Genomic DNA, 22008 nt, shown 5'->3' on the forward strand with positions numbered 1-22008 from the left:
AGCATTTTCAATTACTACACAATGAAAAAGGAGAATATGATGAGTCAAAAGATTATTGGGATTGACCTTGGTGGAACTTCTATCAAATTTGCAATCTTAACAACAGCAGGAGAAATCCAAGAAAAATGGTCTATCAAGACCAACATTTTGGATGAGGGAAGTCATATCGTTGATGATATGATTGAGTCTATTCAACATCGTTTGGACTTGCTTGGATTGGTAGCGGCGGACTTCCAAGGTATTGGAATGGGATCACCAGGTGTGGTTGACCGTGAAAAAGGAACAGTTATTGGTGCCTACAACTTGAACTGGAAAACCCTTCAACCAATTAAAGAAAAAATTGAAAAAGCCTTGGGTATTCCATTCTTCATTGATAATGATGCCAATGTAGCGGCTCTTGGTGAGCGTTGGATGGGGGCTGGTGATAACCAACCAGACGTTGTCTTTATGACACTTGGTACAGGTGTTGGTGGCGGTATCGTCGCAGAAGGCAAATTGCTTCACGGTGTTGCTGGTGCAGCAGGTGAGCTTGGCCACATCACTGTTGACTTTGACCAACCAATCGCATGTACCTGTGGTAAAAAAGGCTGTCTTGAGACAGTTGCTTCAGCAACAGGGATTGTCAACTTGACTCGTCGCTATGCTGATGAATACGAAGGCGATGCAGCCTTGAAACGCTTGATTGATAACGGAGAAGAAGTAACTGCTAAGACAGTCTTTGACCTCGCAAAAGAAGGAGACGACCTTGCATTGATCGTTTACCGTAACTTCTCACGTTACTTGGGAATTGCTTGTGCCAACATCGGTTCAATCCTAAACCCATCAACAATCGTTATCGGTGGTGGTGTATCAGCTGCGGGAGAATTCCTTCTACAAGGTGTTCAAAAAGTCTACGACGAAAATAGCTTCCCACAAGTACGTACCTCAACGAAATTAGCACTTGCAACTCTAGGGAACGACGCTGGGGTTATCGGAGCAGCATCACTTGTATTGCAATAAGATAATGAGAGAGGAAAAATGCTAACCTAGAGTTAGTAATGTTCCTCTTTTCTTTTTTATGCTATACTAGTTAGGAAATAAATGAGGTGAGAGTAAATGACAAAAGCAGATACGATTTTTAAAGAGAATATTGAACGCATTCTAAAGGAAGGTGTTTTCTCAGAGCAGGCTCGTCCTAAGTACAAGGATGGGACTGTTGCCAACTCCAAGTATGTAACGGGTGCATTTGCCGAGTATGATTTGGCTAAGGGCGAATTTCCCATCACAACCTTGCGTCCCATTGCAATTAAATCCGCCATCAAGGAAGTACTTTGGATTTACCAAGACCAGTCTAATAGCCTAGAAGTGCTTAATGATAAGTACAATGTTCACTATTGGAATGACTGGGAAGTGGGAGATACAGGAACCATTGGTGAGCGCTATGGTGCAGTTGTTAAGAAACACGACATCATCAATAAGCTTCTCAAGCAGTTGGAAACCAACCCTTGGAACCGCCGGAATATCATTTCTCTCTGGGATTACCAAGCTTTCGAAGAAACAGATGGGCTACTCCCATGTGCCTTTCAGACCATGTTTGATGTCCGCCGTGTAGACGGAGAAATCTATCTGGATGCGACCTTGACTCAGCGTTCGAATGATATGCTAGTGGCCCACCACATCAATGCTATGCAGTATGTGGCTCTTCAAATGATGATTGCCAAGCATTTCGGCTGGAAGGTTGGGAAGTTCTTCTACTTTATCAACAATCTCCATATCTATGACAATCAATTTGAACAAGCTCAGGAATTGCTTCGACGTGAGCCGTCAAACTGCCAACCACGTTTGGTTTTGAATGTGCCAGATGGGACTAATTTCTTTGATATTAAAGCAGAGGACTTTGAGTTGGTGGATTATGACCCTGTCAAGCCGCAGTTGAAGTTTGATCTAGCTATTTAAAAGAATAGAAAAAAGAAGTTGAGAATAATCCCAACTTCTTTTGTTTCTTAACGTGATACGCGGCGGCGAGCTGCTTTTTTACGGTTTTCTTCGATGAAAGCTGCTTTTTGCTCTTCTGGTTCGATCACTTTCTTTTTAAATGCGTATACTGCACCTGCGACGGCAGCGACAGTTCCTGCGACACCTGTTACAAGACCTTTAGCGAATCCTTTAGCCATGAGTCTTCCTCCTTTATCTTCTTAATCAGCCAGCCTCCTCAAGAGGTCACATTTTTCTGACTGACCTTTTTGTGTTATAATAATAGTAACGAAAAAATGGGAATTTTTCAAGGAAAAAAGATGAAAACAAAAATAATTGTGATTGTTGGACCAACTGCTGTTGGAAAGACGGCTCTTGCTATTGAAGTGGCCAAGCGTTTTAATGGCGAAGTGGTTAGTGGAGATAGCCAACAAGTCTATCGAGGTCTAGATATAGGGACGGCTAAGGCTAGTCCAGATGAGCAGGCAGCTGTTCCTCATCATTTAATCGATGTTAGAGAGGTAACCGAGTCTTACTCGGCTTTTGATTTTGTTTCAGAAGCTAAGATGGCTATTGAGGATATTCACAGTCGTGGCAAGCTAGCCATTATAGCCGGTGGGACTGGGCTTTATATCCAGAGCTTGCTTGAAGGCTACCACCTAGGTGGGGAGACTCCCCATGAGGAAATTTTGGCCTATCGGGCTAGCTTGGAGCCTTATACAGATGAGGAATTAGCCCATCTGGTGGAGCAAGCTGGCCTTGAGATTCCCCAGTTTAATCGTCGTCGTGCGATGCGTGCCTTGGAAATTGCCCATTTTGGTCAGGATTTGGAAAATCAAGAGACCTTGTATGAACCATTGATTATCTGCTTGGATGATGAACGTAGTCAACTTTATGAGCGTATCAACCACCGAGTGGACTTGATGTTTGAGGCTGGGCTTTTGGATGAGGCCAAGTGGCTTTTTGACCATTACCCTGATGTGCAGGCTGCTAAAGGTATTGGATACAAGGAACTCTTTCCTTATTTCCGTGGAGAGCAAACCTTGGAGGAAGCTAGTGAGAGTCTCAAACAGGCGACCCGTCGTTTTGCCAAGCGTCAGTTAACCTGGTTCCGTAATCGCATGCAGGTCACCTTTTATCAGATTGGAGAATCTGGTGTGCAAGACCGCATTTTAAGCCAGATAGAGGAGTTTTTAGATGATTGAAACGGAGAAAAAAGAGGAACGCGTCTTGTTAATTGGTGTGGAATTGCAGGGCATGGACAATTTTGACCTCTCCATGGAAGAATTGGCCAGCCTAGCTAAGACAGCTGGGGCAGTCGTTGTAGATAGCTACAGACAAAAACGTGAAAAATATGATTCCAAGACCTTCGTCGGCTCTGGTAAGTTAGAAGAAATTGCGCTCATGGTGGATGCAGAAGAAATTACCACTGTCATCGTCAACAACCGTCTGACGCCAAGGCAAAATGTCAATTTAGAAGAAGTTCTCGGTGTCAAGGTCATTGACCGTATGCAGTTGATTCTGGATATCTTTGCCATGCGAGCTCGAAGCCATGAAGGGAAGCTCCAAGTCCACTTAGCCCAGCTCAAATATCTCTTGCCTCGCTTGGTTGGTCAGGGAATTATGCTCAGCCGTCAGGCAGGGGGAATTGGTTCCCGTGGACCTGGTGAAAGCCAGCTGGAGCTGAACCGTCGTAGTGTTCGCAATCAAATCACGGATATCGAGCGCCAGCTCAAGGTGGTTGAGAAAAATCGGGCGACTGTCAGAGAAAAGCGTTTGGAGTCTAGCACCTTTAAGATTGGTTTGATTGGTTATACCAATGCAGGGAAATCAACTATCATGAACACCTTGACCAGTAAGACCCAGTATGAGGCTGACGAGCTCTTTGCGACTCTGGATGCGACGACTAAGAGTATCCATCTTGGGGGCAATCTCCAAGTAACATTGACAGATACAGTTGGCTTTATCCAAGATTTGCCGACAGAGTTGGTATCCAGTTTCAAGTCAACCTTGGAGGAAAGCAAGCATGTGGACCTTCTGGTTCATGTTATCGATGCCAGCAATCCTTACCATGAGGAGCATGAAAAAACGGTTCTGTCTATTATGAAAGACTTAGATATGGAAGATATTCCTCGCCTGACCCTCTATAATAAAGCGGATTTGGTGGAGGATTTTACGCCGACTCAAACGCCATACGCCCTCATTTCTGCCAAGGCTGAGGATAGTCGTGAGAATTTGCAGGCACTATTTTTAGAAAAAATCAAGGATATTTTTGAGACCTTTACCCTGCGCGTGCCTTTTTCTAAGTCCTACAAGATTCATGATTTAGAAAGTGTTGCGATTTTGGAAGAACGTGATTATCAGGAAGACGGCGAAGTGATTACAGGCTACATTTCTGAGAAAAACAAATGGAGGTTAGAAGAATTTTATGACTGATATCAAAACGTTGGCTCTAAAGTATGGAGGTTATACAAGTCTGGATAAGGTATATCTGGATCAGCTTCTAGCTGGCAAGACAGAGCAGGAGCAGTTGGCTCTCATCACACCTCCGCCTAGCGTGGTCAATGCTTACTTTGCAGAACTTTACCAAAAAAAGAGTCCTCAAGCTGCAACCGATTATTTTGCGGAACTCAGTCAGGAACTGAATCTTTACAATACTGAGCCAAGTTTCACCTTAGAAAACAAGCCCTTTATTCGCCTAAACCTGTCTGGTAAATCCTTTGGTTTTTGTTATGAAAGTGAGGGACTGGGTCGGATTTTCTCTGAAAATGAAGAGGTAATCTCAGATGACTTGTTCTTTGAAATTGCGCAAATTTTCCCCCATCAACTAGTCTTTGAAGAATCTGGCAAGATTTACATGAAGGCTGTTGGAGATGAGGAAGTTGTTAGCATGGAGAGTCTAACAGCTTTGACTGATTTGGAAAGCTTGGCTGATGGTCGCAAGCGTCTTAAAGGTTACAGCCAAGAGGATTTACTGCAAGAAGCTGCTGCTTTTTCTGGCAAGCGCTATTTCCGATCGGAAAACCGCACAGCCATGTTATATATTGATTAATTAGAAAGTATCGAATGGATATTCAATTTTTAGGAACGGGGGCAGGTCAGCCCTCTAAAGCCCGCAACGTTTCAAGTCTCGCCCTGAAACTCTTGGACGAGATTAACGAAGTTTGGCTCTTTGACTGTGGAGAAGGTACGCAAAATCGCATTCTGGAAACCACAATTCGACCACGTAAGGTCAGCAAAATCTTTATCACCCACCTGCATGGAGACCATATCTTTGGCTTGCCAGGTTTCCTTTCTAGTCGTGCCTTTCAGGCCAATGAAGAGCAGACAGATTTGGAAATCTATGGACCGCAAGGGATCAAATCATTTGTCTTAACCAGCCTTCGTGTGTCAGGTTCTCGCCTGCCTTACCGCATTCATTTTCATGAGTTTGACCAAGATTCTTTAGGGAAAATCCTTGAGACCGATAAATTTACGGTGTATGCAGAGGAGCTGGATCATACTATTTTCTGTGTTGGCTATCGTGTCATTCAAAAGGACTTGGAAGGAACGCTGGATGCTGAAAAACTCAAGTCTGCTGGTGTCCCATTTGGCCCACTTTTTGGAAAAATTAAAAACGGTCAGGACGTTGTTCTCGAAGATGGTACTGAAATAAAGGCAGTAGACTATATCTCAGCGCCACGTCCAGGTAAAATTATCACTATTCTTGGTGATACTCGTAAAACTAGTGCCAGTGTGCGTCTGGCTGTCAATGCTGATGTCCTGGTTCATGAATCGACTTATGGCAAGGGCGATGAAATAATTGCTCGTAACCATGGCCACTCAACTAATATGCAAGCTGCACAAGTAGCAGTAGAAGCAGGTGCTAAACGCCTCTTGCTCAATCATATCAGTGCTCGCTTCCTCTCAAAAGATATCAGCAAACTCAAAAAAGACGCTGCTAGTGTCTTTGAAAATGTCCATGTGGTCAAAGACTTGGAAGAAGTGGAAATCTAAAAGATTGAGAAAGGAACAGTATGCCTACTATTCTCATTACTGGAGCTAGCGGTGGCCTAGCCCAAGAAATGGTCAAACTCCTGCCAAATGACCAACTCATCTTGCTTGGTAGAAATAAGGAAAAAATGTCGGAGCTATATGGAAATCATCTACAAGCAGAATTGATTGAAATTGATATTACCGATGACTTAGCCTTAGAATCTCTGGTAACTGACCTCTATCTCCGCTATGGCAAGATTGATGTCTTGATAAACAACGCTGGTTACGGGATTTTTGAGGAATTTGACCAGATTTCTGACCAAGATATTCACCAGATGTTTGAGGTCAATACCTTTGCCCTGATGAATCTGTCTCGTCGCCTTGCGGCTCGAATGAAGGAAAGTCGAAAAGGCCATATCATCAATATCGTCAGCATGGCAGGTTTAATCGCTACTGGCAAGTCCAGTCTCTACTCAGCGACCAAGTTTGCGGCCATTGGCTTTTCAAATGCGTTACGTCTCGAACTTATGCCCTATGGAGTCTATGTGACAACAGTCAATCCAGGACCAATCCGTACAGGATTTTTTGACCAAGCCGACCCAGATGGCACCTATCTCAAATCTGTTGACCGTTTCCTGCTAGAGCCAGATGCAGTGGCTAAAAAGATTGTCAAGATTATAGGAAAAAACAAACGAGAACTCAATCTCCCGATGTTGTTGAACCTAGCCCATAAGTTTTATACTCTCTTTCCCAAGCTAGCTGATAAGTTGGCAGGGGAGACTTTTAATTATAAATAAAAAGAACCAATATGCAGGTTGTTGCTAGCCTACATATTGGTTCTTATTATTTCTCAACTATCAAACTGGACTTCTTCTAGTAGATAGTCGATAAAGCGTTCGCCCATCTTAGAGAGGCTGGTTTTTTCATGCTGGATATAGACCAGCTCAATTGGGTCGTTAATGTCCAGTGGGATAGAAACGATGTTGTCTCCGTTGAGATTGCTGTTCAAAATTCCTGTTGCGATGGTATATCCATCCAAACCAATCAAGAGATTAAAGAGGGTAGCACGGTCGCTGACTACGATAGATTTCTTGTGGTGTTCTTGGGAAAGAATTTCTTCTGAAAAGTAGAAGGAGTTGTGCGTCCCTTGGTCATAGCTGAGGTAAGGGAAATTCTCCAAATCAGACAGTTTGACCTTGTCTTTCTTTGCCAGAGGGTTGGTCTTGCTGACAAAGATATGGGGTTGGGCTGTGAAGAGATGGTGAGCCAGCAGGTGGTTGTCATCCAGCATCTTGGTTAAAACATCACGATTGTAGCTGTTCAAAAATAGGACACCGACCTCACTACGGAAGTTCTTGACGTCGTCGATAATCTCCCAAGTCCGAGTTTCACGAAGGAAGAGCTCGTATTTCTCCATATCACTTTTCTTGAGCAGAGAGACAAATGCATTGACCACAAAGGCATAGTGCTGGGATGAAACGCTAAAAAGTTCACGGTGGGCGACAGGATTTTTATAACGTTCCTCTAGAAGCTGAGTTTGCTCGACAACCTGACGGGCATAAGAGAGAAACTCCATCCCATCACGGGTCAAGGTGATCCCCTTGGGATTGCGGATAAAGATTTCAATGCCCATTTCATTTTCCAAATCTCTCACAGCATTGGAAAGACTCGGCTGGGTGATAAAGAGTTGCTTGGCTGCCTCATTCATGGAGCCAGTTTCGACGATTTTGATAATATAGTGTAATTGTTGAATTCTCATGTTTTTATTGTACCACACTTGCGTCAGAATCGCCAAAGAAGATAGGAAAATCAAGAGCATTGTGTGAGTCTCTGTAAAGTAGTTAAGAAGACACTTCTAAATCATTTAGTAAATAAGATTAAAAATTTTCCTCGAAAATAAGAAATTTGCACGATTTACTCATTATTTATCCAGTACTAGAGTTTATACTAGTTATTGTAAAGATGATCATCTAAAAGAAGGAAGGAGGCAACCTTATGGCTAAAAATACAAATCGTTTAGAAATTGATTCTCTAAGTTTCGAGGTTGAAAAGCAAGAACTTTCCGCGCAATCAGAAGCTAGTGGTACACAGCTTTTAAAATGACGCTAGCAAATCTGTGTGGATTGTGTTTCACCTATTCCTATGAGTGTACGAGAAATAATGTTCGTTGTTAGATAAAACAAAAGGATAATTCTAGTGTTTTATTACAAAACATTGACAACATTTTGATTTGGTGTTATATTTACGGGAGAAATACAAATAAAACAAGACAACTTTGAGATTGATTCTTTGGATTATGGAAATTAATAGCCAAGAATTGGATGGAAAATCTGCTGCTGGGTAGGATACGGCTGTTAGATTAACAGCACAGGGGCGCTGTGCTTGGTGATTTACACATTCTTATGAATGTACTTCGCCAAACGTGCGCTGTGGATAAAACCACCTCTATTTTTTGACAGGAGGATAAAATGGAAGGAATTATTGGAACACTAGAATTCTATGCACCTGTACTGGTCTTAGGAGTTGTTGTCATAGGGATTGTTTACTTTATGAAAAAAAGAAACGATCGCAAATAATCAACATCGACCGATACCTGAAAAAGGAATCGGTTTTTTTATTACTTGAATGTATTGCACAAAATACTCATGGCAAACCTTGAAAGAAACCGTATAATGAGAGCGTAATAAAGAAACGGAGGAATGAAATGATGAAACAGCTTATCGTGACAGGATTAACGAAAACATTTGGTCAAGGGGATAATATCGTTCATGCTTTATTAGATGTGAACTTGTCCGTTGAAAAAGGAGAATTTCTGGCAATTATGGGTGCCAGTGGTAGTGGAAAAACAACACTCCTCAACTGTATTTCAACGATTGATAAACCAACATCAGGTGAGATTCGATTTGAAGATTTTGACATCATCCATGCCAAGGAAAATGAACTAGCTGACTATCGTGCTAAAAACATTTCCTATATTTTCCAAGCTTACAACTTGGTGGAAACCTTGACGGTCTATGAAAATATCGTCCTACCTCTTCAAATTCAGGGGAAAACTATCAAAAAACATCAGAATAAGATTGAGGAAATTTTGGATAAGCTGGCCATCCAGAACTTAAAAGATAAGTTTCCTAATCAGTTATCAGGTGGTCAGCGACAACGTGTGGCAACTGCTAGAGCCTTGATTGATGATTCTAAACTGATTATTGCAGATGAGCCGACAGGAGCCTTGGACTCTGCCAATTCTGAAAAACTGATGGCGCTTTTGCAGGAAATCAATAAAAGTTTTGGTATTACCATTTTACTGGTTACGCATGACCCTGCCGCAGCCAAGTACTCTTCACGGATGGTGCTACTTAGCGATGGAAAGATTATGGATGATTTGGAACGTAACAGCTTATCTAATGAACAGTATTTGCAAGAGATTTACAGCCGTACCAGATAGGAGGAGAGTATGTATCCAAAATTGATTTTACGAAATGTATTTCGAAATTTACAAACCTATACCATCTATTTTTTCAGTCTGACCTTGATTTATAGCTTGCTCTACGCTTTTAATGCTTTACCAAGCCATCCAGTGATGCAAAGTTTATCAGGAGCAAAGGAAATGTTAACGACGGTGATGAGCCAGTACATGGGCTTGCTTTCCTATCTGATTCTATCGGCGATTGCCTTTCTCATCGTTTACGCCACAAATTTTGTGATGGGACGGCGCAAGAAAGAGTTGGGACTTTATGCAACGCTGGGAATGAAGAAGAAGCAGATTATCCGTACCCTGTTCTTTGAAACCATGCTGGTCAATATCTTTTCCTTGATTCTAGGTTTCTTGCTTGGAGTGATCTTACTGGTCATTCTAGCTAAGATTGCATCTGAGTTTTTTATGGCTAATTACTTTGGTAATCTGGTTTTCTTTGATAGCAAGTCTGTCATCTTACTAATTTATTCCTATTTGGTAACCAGTTTTATTGTTGGTGTCATGGACATTCTTACCTTTAGAAAGCAAAATATCATTGCACTCATTCAAGAAAATGGGGTCAAAAAATCTGTCTTAGCAAAAGGCAAGCCAGTTCTTCAAGCACTTCTCTTTATTCTTTCGACAGCTGTTATCGGTTTTGGTGCTCTCTATTTTTCAGACTATCACCATCTATCATTCTTGAAAAGCTGGGGTATCTTGCTGGTATCTGTCTTCGTGATTTTTGTGATTTTATTTTACAATACCTTGAGCCATTTTATCTTGGTCTCCCTTAGAAAACTGCCTCAAACCTACTATAACAAACTAAACACTTTTAAAATCCGTCAATTTTCAAAACAAGCTGATAGTAATTCGGTCACGTTGGCTGTCTTATCCTTGACCTTGACACTGGCTCTCAGCTTACTAGTTTTTAGTGGTAGTGCCTATACGACTATGAACCGAGAGCTGAACAAATACTCACCTTATGATGTAACTGTCAATCTCTACCGTGGTAAAGAGTTTCAATTTTCTCAGGAATCTGTCAAAGACAGATTGAAAGCCGATGGCTTTGACTTTAATTTCATCAAAGAAGAGTACAGCTATCCTATCTATTCTAGTGATTTAACCTATAAAGATTTGATTGATACTAGCAATCTCTGGGCGCATGATAAGGAACTTCCTGAATCAAAAGTACCGATTTTAGGAATTTCTGCCTACAATCATCTCCGCAAACTGCAAGGTGAAAGAGAGGTTGACTTGGCAGAAGACCAATTTCTAGTCAATGCCAATTATAAAGGAACTGCCAAGCAGATTCAGGAATTTCTATCAACGACCAAAACCCTCATGATTAACGGTCATTCTCTCAACCTTGCCTCTTCAAAGCCACTTGAAACAGTTTACTTTTTATCGTCAGTGGGTACAAATGACACAGGAACCTTAATTGTACCAGATAAGGTAGTAGTTGGATTGACGGAAGACCACACGACCTATGTTGCCAATTTCAAGGAAAATATCGATAAACGGAAAGTAGAAACATTCTTAAGTCAGTGGATAGAAAAATACTACTTCACTCGTGATGGAGCAGAGTTGAATTCGTTCACCTATCAAACCAAAGGAAGAATTTTTGAGATTTATCTTGGATTTATGGGCGTCATCGTCTTTGTCATGATTTTTGTCAGTGTTATTTTTATCATTATTTCCCTTAGTATCTTGTCCCTTCAAACTTCTACAAGTGCTTTGGATAGTGTAAATGATTATCAAATCTTATACCTTCTTGGGAACAAGAGAAAGCAAAATCGCTCTATTCTTTTGCAACAGATTCTAAGTTATTTCTTGGTTCCGCTGGTCATCGCAGGTCCGCTAGCACTTGCCTTGAGTACCGCTCTTTTGGGTTATTTTGAGAATTTCGCTAATACCAGCATTTCTATAGATATCACCTATCTGGGAGTAGCGGTTTTACTCTTTGTTCTTTACTTGCTAGTGACTTACAGAGTAAGTTGGCAAATTATTGAAAATTAAGTCAAATACCAGAGTTGCCTATCCGACAATTCTGGTATTGTGTTATAATGATATTAAAGTAGTTCAGGAAGTGGATACATATGAAACAGTTTGTCAAATCGCTCTCGAAAAACTCACTTTTATTGTGGTGGTTGACGATTTTTAATCATCTAGCTTTAATGATTTATATTTATTATAGGATTCCTCTGGACTTTTCGACAGATTTTTCCTTGCAGATGGTTTTATTGCTGATTATTGCTTTAATTGCATTTAGTTATATTTGTAATATTGTGACCTTTCGGTATAGTGAGTTGAAACTTTGGTTGCTCCTGATGATGTTTCTCATTAGCTGGCAATCCATATTTAATCAAGGAGTTACGAACACCCTGTTGCACTTTTTTGATATTCTTCATCCGCTCAACTCTTTTTTATTGGTATATAGTTCTCTGTCTATTATCTTTCTGGGAGAGAAAATAGGAGAAGAACTGTTGAGTGTGTCCTTTGTGTTGACACTAATCGCTGTTAGTTCGTATCTGTTAAGTCCTTCAATTTTTCTATTTCTGTCCTTGTTTACGTCTTTCTTTTTAAACCTTGTTCCCTTGATTTTACTGATTTTATATCATAAAGAGTTGAAAAGTAAACTCAAGTATCAGAGACGAAATTTGTGGATATTAGCTTTAATATTGCCTCTTTCTTATTTCTTTTTGTATATCAATACGACGGGCTCAGGAGTGATGAACCTAGTCTGGTATCTGGAAATTCTTGGCATCTTAGCTTTTTTACACTTCAAAACGATTGTCAGCTCTCTTCAAAAAAAAGTATCAGAGTTAAAATTGTCCTATATAAAAGCTTTTTCACACTTATTTTTACTAGTTATGTTTTTATTAGTAGGTATTTTCATCATCTTTCATTTAGACTTAAACACGAGCTTTTTGGTCTTGAATATCATGTTACTATTGTTCGGGATTTGTTCGGAAGAATTGATTCGCCTCTTTCGTTCTGCTGAAATGCTAGATGCTAGGGATTATGTAAAAGTTCTCTTTTTAAAGCGTAATCGTATGGTGAAAAGTCTGCTGGCAAATGAAGACACAGAACAACAGTTCTCCGAATTTCTTCACAATGAAATCTTGCAAAATGTGATGGCAATAAAAAATTTCAATAAATATAGTAGCAATCAAGCTTTTGGTGAACAGATCAATCTGGTGACAGAGGAGTTGGTTCAGCGAATTCGCGAGCGGATGGATTATTATCAGCCAATGGTAGAAATAGACGAGCAGTTAGACATCCAGTATCAAGGGCTGATTAATCGGATTGTCAAGCGCTATCACGCAGAAAATGAAGTTGTCACACAGTTTCCTGTCCACTTTAGGCTTTTATCTCCTTACGATAAAATTGCCTATCGTCTGGTTGAGGAACTGACGACCAATGCCGTTAAGTACGCTAGTGGTGGAAGGATTTCTTTGAAGATTGATGTGCATGATGACACTATTTTTATCATTTCTGAAAATGACTGCCTTCAAACAGAAAAATCCTTAGGTTATGGCTTGAAAAATATGTCTAATAAAATTAGTGTTTTAGGTGGTCAGATGCAGATTTTTGAAAATAATAAGAGATTTCGTGTAGAAATTACTCTCCCGATTGATAAGGAGTTGTGCTATGAAAATTTTGTTAATTGATGATCATAAATTATTTAGCCAAAGTATCAAGATGATTTTAGAGTTATCGGAAAACATTAAAAAGGTCCAGTTAGTAGATAATTTTTCGACTATTTCGGAGATTGCTTTTAATGACTACGACATTATTTTGATTGATATCAACCTGACGAGTCTGTATCAAGATGATGGGCTGGCCTTGGCACAAGAGATTATCGACAATGGTTGTTCTAGTAAGGTTGTGATTTTGACAGGTTACAGTAAAAAAATGTATGAACACCGAGCTAAAGTTATGGGGGCTTATGGCTTTTTGGACAAAAGTATGGACCCAGATGAGTTGGTGAAAAAACTGGAAAAGATTTATCTAGGTGGTAAGATCTTTTCAGATGAAGTGATGGTAGAGGTGTTAACACCACGAGAAATCGAGATACTAGAACTGGTTAGAAATGGCTTGACCATTGATGATGTCTGTGACAAGGTCTATGTGAGTAAACGTACAGTTTCCAATCACTTGGCCAATATCTTTTCAAAATTGGGAGTGACTAACAGGCAGGAGGCGATTCACATCGCTGAGCAGTTGGGCTATTTTCCACCTGATTAAAAAGCTGCAGAAGATGTAGCTTTTTTAATTTCTGTGATACTTCTTGTGTGATTCTCTTCTTGAAAAAAACACAAAATTTTGCTAGAATGAGTTTTATGAAAACATTCTATGATGTGCAGCAATTCCTCAAACGATTTGGTATTATTGTTTACATGGGAAAACGCTTATATGATATTGAACTGATGAAGTTGGAGCTCTCTCGGATTTACGATGCAGGGTTGATGGACAAATTAGACTATCTGGAAGCGGAAGCGGTTCTTCGCAGAGAGCACAAGATAGAATTGGATTATATTGAGAAAAATGGAGAAAAGAACTAATGGTTACTTGGATTTTGTGGGCACTTATACTGGCAATGTTGGCGTGGATGGGCTTTAACTATCTTCGTATTCGCCGTGCGGCTAAAATTGTGGACAATGAGGAATTTGAAGCCTTGATTCGTACGGGTCAATTGATCGATTTGCGTGACCCAGCAGAATTCCACAGAAAACATATCCTTGGGGCCCGCAATATTCCTTCAAGTCAGTTGAAGACTAGTCTTGCAGCCCTTCGTAAGGATAAACCTGTCCTTCTTTACGAAAACCAACGTGCGCAACGAGTTACAAATGCAGCCCTTTACTTGAAAAAACAAGGTTTTTCTGAGATTTATATCCTTTCTTATGGATTGGATTCTTGGAAAGGGAAAGTCAAAGTTGAGAAATAAGAAAATGAGCTTGGATGTTTCCGAGCTCATTTTTTAACCACTTTTTCTGAGAAATTCACGAATGCTTGTCAGCTCTTCTGAGTTGAGGGGACGGTAGTCTCCTTCTTGAAGATTGTCATCCAAACTCCAAGGCCCAAAATGAGTGCGTTTGAGAGAAGTCACCTTGATACCAACCGAAAGGAACATTTTCTTGACTTGATGAAATTTTCCTTCTGAAATGGTGATAGAGGCTTGACTGAGGGAAGGACTTGCAGATAGAATCTCTAGTCTTGCAGGTTTACATACAGTGCCATCTAAAAAGACAATTCCCTTTTGAAAGGTTTGGATATGGTCAGGTGTCAGAAGTCCATTAACCTCAACTTGGTAGGTCTTATCGACATGATATTGGGGATGGAGGAGTTGAAAGCCCAAGGGACCGTTGTCAGTCAAGAGGAGGAGTCCCGTCGTATTTCGGTCCAGTCGGCCGACGGCATAGAGCTTGTCAGACTGGATGTCAGGTGACAGCAGGTCCATGACAGTTGGAAGTTCCCTGTCTTTGTTGGCTGTAACGACACCAGCAGGCTTATGAAGCATAAGATAGGTGTGCTCATAACCTCGAATGATTCGGTCCTGAAAAAGGAGTTCCTGCAGTCCTGTATCGATATTTTGGGCTAGGGAGCGGGTTGGGCAACCATCGACTAAAATTTCTCCTTTTAGTAAGGCTTGTTTCATGGCCTTTCGACTGATTTTTTCTTGGGCTAATAAATTATCTAAACGCATACTGTGCCTATCTTATCATAAGTCGCTTGCTTTGAAAAGGCTTGATGTGAAAAGAAAAGCATAGTGAAAACATTTACACTTGCTTGAGTTATGTTATTTACCTGAAATTATGGTATAATCGTTCAGTTAGAAAATAAATTTTGAATATTATAGAGGAAATCATGACAAAATTAAGAGAAGATATCCGTAACATTGCGATTATCGCCCACGTTGACCACGGTAAAACAACCCTCGTTGACGAATTATTGAAACAATCAGAAACGCTTGATGCACGTACTGAATTGGCTGAGCGTGCTATGGACTCAAATGATATCGAAAAAGAGCGTGGAATTACTATCCTTGCTAAAAATACAGCCGTTGCCTATAACGGAACTCGTATCAATATCATGGACACACCAGGACACGCGGACTTCGGTGGAGAAGTTGAGCGTATCATGAAAATGGTTGACGGTGTTGTCTTGGTCGTAGATGCCTACGAAGGAACCATGCCACAAACTCGTTTCGTATTGAAAAAAGCCTTGGAACAAGACCTTGTGCCAATCGTGGTTGTTAACAAAATCGACAAACCATCAGCTCGTCCAGCAGAAGTAGTGGACGAAGTCTTGGAACTTTTCATCGAGCTTGGGGCTGATGACGACCAGCTTGACTTCCCAGTGGTGTATGCTTCAGCGATCAACGGAACTTCTTCATTGTCAGATGATCCAGCTGACCAAGAAGCGACTATGGCGCCAATCTTTGACACAATTATCGACCATATCCCAGCTCCAGTAGATAACTCAGATGAGCCTTTGCAGTTCCAAGTATCACTTTTGGACTACAATGACTTCGTTGGACGTATCGGTATCGGTCGTGTCTTCCGTGGTACTGTTAAGGTTGGGGACCAAGTTACCCTTTCTAAACTTGACGGCACAACTAAAAACTTCCGTGTTACAAAACTCTTCGGTTTCTTTGGTTTGGAACGTCGTGAAATCCAAGAAGCAAAAGCAGGTGACTTGATTGCCGTTTCAGGTATGGAAGATATCTTTGTCGGCGAAACCATCACTCCGACAGACGCAGTTGAAGCTCTTCCAATCCTACACATCGATGAGCCAACTCTTCAAATGACTTTCTTGGTCAACAACTCACCATTTGCTGGTAAAGAAGGTAAATGGGTAACTTCTCGTAAGGTAGAAGAACGCTTGCAGGCTGAATTGCAAACAGACGTTTCCCTTCGTGTTGACCCAACTGATTCACCAGATAAATGGACAGTTTCAGGTCGTGGAGAATTGCACTTGTCAATCCTTATCGAAACAATGCGTCGTGAGGGATATGAACTTCAAGTATCTCGTCCAGAGGTTATCGTAAAAGAAATCGACGGTGTTAAATGTGAACCATTCGAACGTGTTCAAATCGACACTCCAGAAGAATACCAAGGTTCTGTTATCCAAAGCCTTTCTGAACGTAAGGGTGAAATGTTGGATATGATTTCAACTGGTAATGGTCAAACTCGTTTGGTCTTCCTTGTTCCAGCGCGTGGGTTGATTGGTTACTCAACTGAGTTCTTGTCAATGACTCGTGGTTACGGTATCATGAACCACACCTTCGACCAATACTTGCCATTGATTCCAGGTGAAATTGGTGGTCGTCACCGTGGTGCCCTTGTTTCTATCGATGCTGGTAAGGCTACAACTTACTCAATCATGTCTATCGAAGAACGCGGTACGATCTTTGTCAACCCAGGTACTGAGGTTTATGAAGGAATGATCATCGGTGAAAACTCTCGTGAAAATGACTTGACAGTTAACATCACTAAGGCGAAACAAATGACCAACGTTCGTTCAGCTACTAAGGACCAAACAGCTGTTATCAAGACACCTCGTATCTTGACACTTGAAGAGTCTCTTGAGTTCTTGAACGACGATGAGTACATGGAAGTAACGCCTGAGTCTATCCGTTTGCGTAAACAAATCCTTAACAAAGCAGAGCGTGAGAAAGCTAACAAGAAGAAAAAATCAGCTGAATAAGAGCTAGAAAGAGAGAAAGATGGTCTATTTAGTCCTAGGAATTTTACTGCTCCTACTCTATGTATTTGCAACACCAGAAAGCATTAAAGGGACAGTCAATATCGTCGCTATGGTATGTATTTTAGTGGCACTTTTGGTTTTGTTGGCTCTATCTTTTCTGAAAATTTTTCAATTACCAACAGAAATATTCCTAGCAATAGCCATGTTAATCCTAGCTTACTTTAGTGTGAGAGACATCACACTCATGCCAGTCAAAAAAAGTAAAAGAAGATAAAAAAGAGAGTTTCGGCTCTCTTTTTTTGGTAGGAATTTTACAATAGTTTGAATTGTTTTTTTACTATAACATCATCTCTTTTGCTTGGATAATATGAATGGGAAAAACTAGAATAAAATTCGTTAATGACATCTATTTTTTAGGGAATTGCAAAATTCTATTACTAATAATATTTTGGTAAAATATGTTGATAGATTATATAGAAAGTGATATACTTAAGTTATAAGAAATCGTTTTCAAAATAAGAAAGGATTAAATTTATACTCAATGAAAATCAAAGAGCAAACTAGGAAACTAGCCGCTGGTTGCTCAAAGCACTGCTTTGAGGTTGTAGATAAGACTGACGAAGTCAGTCACATATATAATCCAAGGCGACGTTGACGCGGTTTGAAGAGATTTTTGAAGAGTATTATTGTCTTGTTGTTCAGGGTGTGATTGATTAAACTAGGAAAATAATTCTAAGAATTTATAAAACATAAAATCTTTGTTCTATAGGGTTATTCTCTTATACAAGGAGTCTACTATGAAGAAACTATTCATATTACTATCAACTTTTTTTCTCAGCTTCTTCCTTGCTTGGATTATTGTCTTACGTGCGCCACAATATTTATATGCAAGCTATGATTCCGTCTCCTTACTTCGTGTCAAAAAGGATACTCAGGAACCGACGCGTGAGGTATTTGAAAAGGAATTAGAGAATTTTGTAAACTCAGAACAGAGTTTAATAGCTAGAAGAATCGTAGAGCCGAGTAAGGATGGGACGACTCACTTTACTTATGCAACTTATGGTCAGGGAACTTTACCAAAAGAATTCCAAGAAGCTAGTCAAGAAAGTCGTGAACGTAGTGATCCGCTAAATAGTTATCTCCTTTTGTCAGGCTCCTTGACGAAAGAAAAGCTAGCCGATAAATTAGGAGATTTGGGTTATAAAGCAATTGCTGACCGAAAGACACCGCCCTATTCTCTTGCTTTTCGAATATTACTAAATCCACTTATTTTAATTAGTTTAGCAATATTTGGCTTATCTTTCTTTGCTTTAGTGATTATCACTCGGATTAAGGAAATGAGAGTAGCAGGTATAAAACTCTTTTCTGGTCAGACACTCTTATCAATCATGGGGCATTCTTTATCAACTGATATCAAGTGGCTCCTTCTATCAGCCCTCCTTTCCTTCCTAGGTGGGGGAGTCGTTCTTTTTAGTCAAGGTTTGTTTTATCCTATCTTGTTAGCTACCTATGGTTTTGGGATTAGTTTTTATCTTTTGTTTTTATTGGGGATTTCAATTTTACTAATGCTCCTTTACCTAATGAGTTTGAGTTACAAAGCATTGGTTCCCGTTATCAAGGGCAGATTACCCCTTAAACGCTTGATGGCTTTAACCCTATTGTGTCAGTTAGTTGCTGTCTTTACAGTAGGCTACGCTGTTAAGACAGGTTTGACGTCTTACCAACGATTGAAAGAACTTGAAATTTCAAAACAAGCATGGAAGGATAGAGCAGATTATTATCAAATTTCTTTTGGTTTAGGTGATAGAGGAAAAGATACAGAAAATCAGAATAAGTGGTATTCCTTTGCCAAGGAAGCAATCGAAGAAGAACAGGCTCTATTTGTAAAAGATAATCTCATTCATTTTGCAAATCCTCAAGGAAAAAATGAACAGGGAGAGACACTGGATACCTATAGTCCAGATGCTAATGTTCTCTATGTCAGTCCAAGTTATTTGGACAAGGAAAATGTATCTGTAAATGGTGAGACTAGACAGAAACTAGCCCATCTTCAAAAAGGGGAATTTGGACTCTTATTACCAGAATCTCTTCGTTCACAGGAAGCAGAACTTAAGAAAGCTTTTGAAGAAAGATTGAGTTATTATGGAAAATCTGGTGAGGAGGCAAGTGCTCCTTTAGAGTATGAAATGAGAGCGATTGTTATCTATCTTCCAACTGGAGAAAAGCGATTTATTTATAATAACGGTGAAAGCCCAGTATCCATCCAGTACTTAACTGATCCGATTTTAGTTGTATTTACTCCAACATCTACAGGTGATAGTATCATTTCCAAATCTAGTTGGTCTATCAATGCTGGAAAACAACTCTTTATCAAAGGATATGAGAGTGGGCTAGAACTCTTAAAGAAAGCTGGGATTTATGAGCAAGTATCCTATCTTAAAGAAGGAAGAAGTGTTTATCTAACTCGTTATAATGAAGTTCAAACTGAAACAGCAACTTTAATCTTAGGAGCTATTGTGGGGATAGCTAGTTCCTTGTTACTCTTTTATTCTGTCAATCTTCTATATTTCGAGCAATTCCGCCGAGATATTTTGATTAAACGAATTTCAGGTTTACGATTTTTTGAAACACATGCTCAGTATATGGTTAGTCAATTTGCCAGTTTTGTATTTGGTGCTAGTCTCTTTATTTTAAGCAGTCGAGACTTGGTGATTGGCTTGCTCACTTTATTAGTCTTTCTAGCTAGTGCAGTTTTGACGCTTTACCGTCAAGCTCAGAAAGAATCTCGTGTTTCTATGACAATTATGAAAGGAAAATAGGATGATTGAACTAAAGAATATATCTAAAAAATTTGGAAGCCGTCAGCTATTTTCAGATACGAATCTTCATTTTGAAGGTGGGAAAATTTATGCCTTAATCGGTACAAGTGGCTGTGGTAAGACAACACTCTTGAATATGATTGGACGATTAGAGCCATATGACAAAGGACAAATCATCTATGATGGTACTTCTCTCAAGGACATCAAGCCTTCTGTTTTCTTTAGAGATTACTTGGGATACTTATTTCAAGATTTTGGCTTAATTGAAAGCCAAACCGTCAAAGAGAATCTCAATCTGGGTTTAGTTGGTAAAAAGTTGAAAGAAAAAGAGAAAATGTCTTTGATGAAACAAGCTCTAAACCGTGTTAACCTCTCTTATTTAGATTTAAAGCAACCTATCTTTGAATTATCAGGAGGAGAAGCACAACGTGTTGCACTAGCGAAGATAATTTTAAAGGATCCACCTTTGATTCTCGCAGATGAACCAACCGCTTCACTAGACCCCAAAAACTCTGAGGAATTACTTTCTATCCTAGAATCTTTAAAAAATCCGAATCGAACTATTATTATTGCGACCCACAATCCTCTGATTTGGGAGCAAGTGGACCAAGTCATTCGAGTTACCGATTTATCACATAGATGATATGGCGAGATTCAGTTAGAAGAAAGAGTCACAAACACACTTTGTGGCTTTTTTATTTTCATAAAAATGGTAAAATAGTAGGAGTAGAAATGGAGTTTGAGACATGAAAGTAATAGATCAATTTAAAAATAAGAAAGTCCTTGTTTTAGGTTTGGCCAAGTCTGGTGAATCTGCAGCTCGTTTGTTGGACAAACTAGGTGCTATTGTGACAGTAAATGACGGGAAACCATTCGAGGACAATCCAGCTGCGCAAAGTTTGCTGGAAGAGGGGATCAAGGTCATCACAGGTGGCCATCCTTTGGAACTCTTGGATGAGGAGTTCGCCCTTATGGTGAAAAATCCAGGCATTCCCTACAGCAATCCCATGATTGAAAAGGCTTTGACAAAGGGAATTCCAGTCTTGACTGAGGTGGAATTGGCTTACTTGATTTCAGAAGCACCGATTGTTGGTATTACTGGTTCAAATGGTAAAACAACCACAACGACTATGATTGGGGAAGTTTTGACTGCTGCTGGCCAACATGGTCTTTTATCAGGAAATATCGGCTATCCTGCCAGTCAGGTTGCACAAACTGCGTCAGACAAGGACACGCTTGTCATGGAACTTTCTTCTTTCCAACTCATGGGCGTTCAAGAATTCCATCCTGAGATTGCGGTTATTACCAACCTCATGCCAACTCATATCGATTATCATGGTTCTTTTGAGGAATATGTAGCAGCCAAGTGGAATATCCAGAACAAGATGACAGCGGCTGATTTCCTTGTCTTGAACTTTAACCAAGACTTGGCAAAAGAATTGGCTACTAAAACACAAGCTACAGTTGTACCATTCTCAACACTTGAAAAGGTTGATGGAGCTTATCTGGAAGATGGTCATCTCTACTTCCGTGGGGAAGTTGTCATGGCAGCTAGTGAAATCGGTGTTCCAGGTAGCCACAATGTGGAAAATGCCCTTGCGACGATTGCTGTAGCCAAGCTTCGTGGTGTAGACAACCAAACCATCAAAGAAACTCTTTCAGCCTTTGGTGGTGTTAAACACCGTCTTCAATTTGTGGATGAAATTCAGGGTGTCAAGTTCTATAATGATAGCAAGTCAACCAATATCTTGGCTACCCAAAAAGCCTTGTCAGGATTTGACAACAGCAAGGTCATCTTGATTGCAGGTGGTTTGGACCGTGGCAATGAGTTTGACGAATTGGTGCCAGATATTACTGGACTTAAGAAGATGGTCATTCTCGGTCAGTCTGCCGAACGTGTCAAACGAGCAGCAGATAAGGCTGGAGTGGCATATGTGGATGCGACTGATATTGCAGATGCGACCCGCAAGGCTTATGAGCTTGCGACTCAAGGAAATGTAGTCCTTCTCAGTCCTGCCAATGCTAGCTGGGATATGTATGCTAACTTTGAAGTACGTGGCGACCTCTTTATCGACACAGTAGCGGAGTTAAAGGAATAAT

General features: G+C 40.3%; 22 protein-coding genes. 19 read left to right on the forward strand and 3 right to left on the reverse strand.

Annotated features, from left to right (window positions below):
• The first annotated feature begins 39 nt into the window (after nucleotides 1-39).
• Both HMPREF9957_RS10125 and HMPREF9957_RS10130 read left to right on the forward strand, forming a co-directional pair.
• Nucleotides 40-999 carry an ROK family glucokinase gene (locus HMPREF9957_RS10125; protein ID WP_000078563.1) on the forward strand — a complete coding sequence of 320 codons (960 nt, stop codon included), beginning with the start codon at nucleotides 40-42 and terminating at the stop codon, nucleotides 997-999.
• A 96-nt stretch (nucleotides 1000-1095) separates the two neighbouring features.
• Nucleotides 1096-1935, forward strand: a complete 840-nt coding sequence (locus tag HMPREF9957_RS10130) for a thymidylate synthase (protein WP_000158631.1) — start codon at nucleotides 1096-1098, stop codon at nucleotides 1933-1935.
• 47 nt (nucleotides 1936-1982) lie between these two features.
• On the opposite strand, the gene HMPREF9957_RS10135 is transcribed toward HMPREF9957_RS10130, so the two are convergent.
• Nucleotides 1983-2153: a DUF3042 family protein gene (locus tag HMPREF9957_RS10135; RefSeq protein WP_001051780.1), complete on the reverse strand. Its 171-nt coding sequence runs from the start codon at nucleotides 2151-2153 to the stop codon at nucleotides 1983-1985.
• 120 nt (nucleotides 2154-2273) lie between these two features.
• On the opposite strand from HMPREF9957_RS10135, the gene miaA reads away from it, so the two are divergent.
• From miaA to HMPREF9957_RS10160, 5 genes are read left to right on the forward strand one after another with little or no spacing between them, the layout of a single operon-like run.
• A complete protein-coding gene (gene miaA, locus HMPREF9957_RS10140; RefSeq protein WP_000850178.1) occupies nucleotides 2274-3158 on the forward strand; it encodes a tRNA (adenosine(37)-N6)-dimethylallyltransferase MiaA in 885 nt (294 codons plus the stop codon).
• The gene (gene hflX / locus HMPREF9957_RS10145) at nucleotides 3151-4389 is read left to right on the forward strand and encodes a GTPase HflX (protein ID WP_000573168.1); all 1239 of its coding nucleotides are present in this window, start codon (nucleotides 3151-3153) and stop codon (nucleotides 4387-4389) included. Before miaA ends, hflX begins: the two co-directional genes overlap by 8 nt.
• Nucleotides 4382-5005 (forward strand): hypothetical protein, encoded by a 624-nt coding sequence (locus HMPREF9957_RS10150; RefSeq protein WP_000129710.1) that lies wholly within the window; start codon nucleotides 4382-4384, stop codon nucleotides 5003-5005. The genes hflX and HMPREF9957_RS10150 overlap by 8 nt, the downstream gene beginning before the upstream one ends.
• A gap of 14 nt (nucleotides 5006-5019) precedes the next feature.
• Nucleotides 5020-5949: a ribonuclease Z gene (gene rnz, locus HMPREF9957_RS10155; protein ID WP_000354334.1), complete on the forward strand. Its 930-nt coding sequence runs from the start codon at nucleotides 5020-5022 to the stop codon at nucleotides 5947-5949.
• Between the two features lie 20 nt (nucleotides 5950-5969).
• Nucleotides 5970-6725, forward strand: coding sequence for an SDR family NAD(P)-dependent oxidoreductase (locus tag HMPREF9957_RS10160; protein ID WP_001142149.1), 756 nt, complete (start codon nucleotides 5970-5972; stop codon nucleotides 6723-6725).
• Nucleotides 6726-6778: 53 nt separating this feature from the next.
• Here HMPREF9957_RS10160 and HMPREF9957_RS10165 read toward each other — a convergent pair whose 3' ends face one another.
• On the reverse strand, nucleotides 6779-7687 hold the full coding sequence (locus tag HMPREF9957_RS10165) for a LysR family transcriptional regulator (protein ID WP_025170721.1): 909 nt from the start codon (nucleotides 7685-7687) through the stop codon (nucleotides 6779-6781).
• Between the two features lie 709 nt (nucleotides 7688-8396).
• Here HMPREF9957_RS10165 and HMPREF9957_RS13195 point away from each other — a divergent pair.
• The 7 genes from HMPREF9957_RS13195 (at nucleotide 8397) to HMPREF9957_RS10195 (ending at nucleotide 14327) form a co-directional block, all read left to right on the forward strand.
• Nucleotides 8397-8504, forward strand: coding sequence for a QVPTGV class sortase B protein-sorting domain-containing protein (locus HMPREF9957_RS13195; protein ID WP_004256158.1), 108 nt, complete (start codon nucleotides 8397-8399; stop codon nucleotides 8502-8504).
• Nucleotides 8505-8635: 131 nt separating this feature from the next.
• Nucleotides 8636-9370, forward strand: a complete 735-nt coding sequence (locus HMPREF9957_RS10170) for an ABC transporter ATP-binding protein (RefSeq protein ID WP_050541856.1) — start codon at nucleotides 8636-8638, stop codon at nucleotides 9368-9370.
• Between the two features lie 9 nt (nucleotides 9371-9379).
• Nucleotides 9380-11395: an FtsX-like permease family protein gene (locus tag HMPREF9957_RS10175; protein WP_000283296.1), complete on the forward strand. Its 2016-nt coding sequence runs from the start codon at nucleotides 9380-9382 to the stop codon at nucleotides 11393-11395.
• An 854-nt stretch (nucleotides 11396-12249) separates the two neighbouring features.
• The gene (locus tag HMPREF9957_RS13630; RefSeq protein WP_255263240.1) at nucleotides 12250-13050 is read left to right on the forward strand and encodes a sensor histidine kinase; all 801 of its coding nucleotides are present in this window, start codon (nucleotides 12250-12252) and stop codon (nucleotides 13048-13050) included.
• On the forward strand, nucleotides 13031-13627 hold the full coding sequence (locus HMPREF9957_RS10185; RefSeq protein ID WP_000698195.1) for a response regulator transcription factor: 597 nt from the start codon (nucleotides 13031-13033) through the stop codon (nucleotides 13625-13627). The genes HMPREF9957_RS13630 and HMPREF9957_RS10185 overlap by 20 nt, the downstream gene beginning before the upstream one ends.
• 47 nt (nucleotides 13628-13674) lie before the next feature.
• On the forward strand, nucleotides 13675-13944 hold the full coding sequence (locus HMPREF9957_RS10190; protein WP_000600089.1) for a YqgQ family protein: 270 nt from the start codon (nucleotides 13675-13677) through the stop codon (nucleotides 13942-13944).
• Nucleotides 13944-14327, forward strand: a complete 384-nt coding sequence (locus tag HMPREF9957_RS10195) for a rhodanese-like domain-containing protein (RefSeq protein ID WP_000259257.1) — start codon at nucleotides 13944-13946, stop codon at nucleotides 14325-14327. The genes HMPREF9957_RS10190 and HMPREF9957_RS10195 overlap by 1 nt, the downstream gene beginning before the upstream one ends.
• Before the next feature lie 33 nt (nucleotides 14328-14360).
• On the opposite strand, the gene HMPREF9957_RS10200 is transcribed toward HMPREF9957_RS10195, so the two are convergent.
• Nucleotides 14361-15086: a 16S rRNA pseudouridine(516) synthase gene (locus tag HMPREF9957_RS10200; RefSeq protein ID WP_001235012.1), complete on the reverse strand. Its 726-nt coding sequence runs from the start codon at nucleotides 15084-15086 to the stop codon at nucleotides 14361-14363.
• A gap of 161 nt (nucleotides 15087-15247) precedes the next feature.
• Between HMPREF9957_RS10200 and typA the strand changes: the two genes are divergently transcribed.
• The 5 genes from typA (at nucleotide 15248) to murD (ending at nucleotide 22007) form a co-directional block, all read left to right on the forward strand.
• Nucleotides 15248-17089: a translational GTPase TypA gene (gene typA / locus HMPREF9957_RS10205; RefSeq protein WP_000164111.1), complete on the forward strand. Its 1842-nt coding sequence runs from the start codon at nucleotides 15248-15250 to the stop codon at nucleotides 17087-17089.
• A gap of 19 nt (nucleotides 17090-17108) precedes the next feature.
• Nucleotides 17109-17363 carry a DUF3165 family protein gene (locus HMPREF9957_RS10210; protein ID WP_000262803.1) on the forward strand — a complete coding sequence of 85 codons (255 nt, stop codon included), beginning with the start codon at nucleotides 17109-17111 and terminating at the stop codon, nucleotides 17361-17363.
• A gap of 523 nt (nucleotides 17364-17886) precedes the next feature.
• Entirely contained in the window at nucleotides 17887-19908 is a 2022-nt protein-coding gene (locus HMPREF9957_RS10215) for a bacteriocin-associated integral membrane family protein (protein ID WP_000732403.1), read from the forward strand.
• 1 nt (nucleotide 19909) lies between these two features.
• Entirely contained in the window at nucleotides 19910-20551 is a 642-nt protein-coding gene (locus HMPREF9957_RS10220) for an ABC transporter ATP-binding protein (RefSeq protein WP_000571287.1), read from the forward strand.
• 103 nt (nucleotides 20552-20654) lie between these two features.
• Nucleotides 20655-22007, forward strand: coding sequence for a UDP-N-acetylmuramoyl-L-alanine--D-glutamate ligase (gene murD, locus HMPREF9957_RS10225; protein WP_000863058.1), 1353 nt, complete (start codon nucleotides 20655-20657; stop codon nucleotides 22005-22007).
• The last annotated feature ends 1 nt before the right edge of the window (nucleotide 22008 follow it).

Source organism: Streptococcus mitis SK1080 (genome assembly GCF_000220085.1).
Classification (GTDB): Bacteria; Bacillota; Bacilli; order Lactobacillales; family Streptococcaceae; genus Streptococcus; species Streptococcus mitis_K.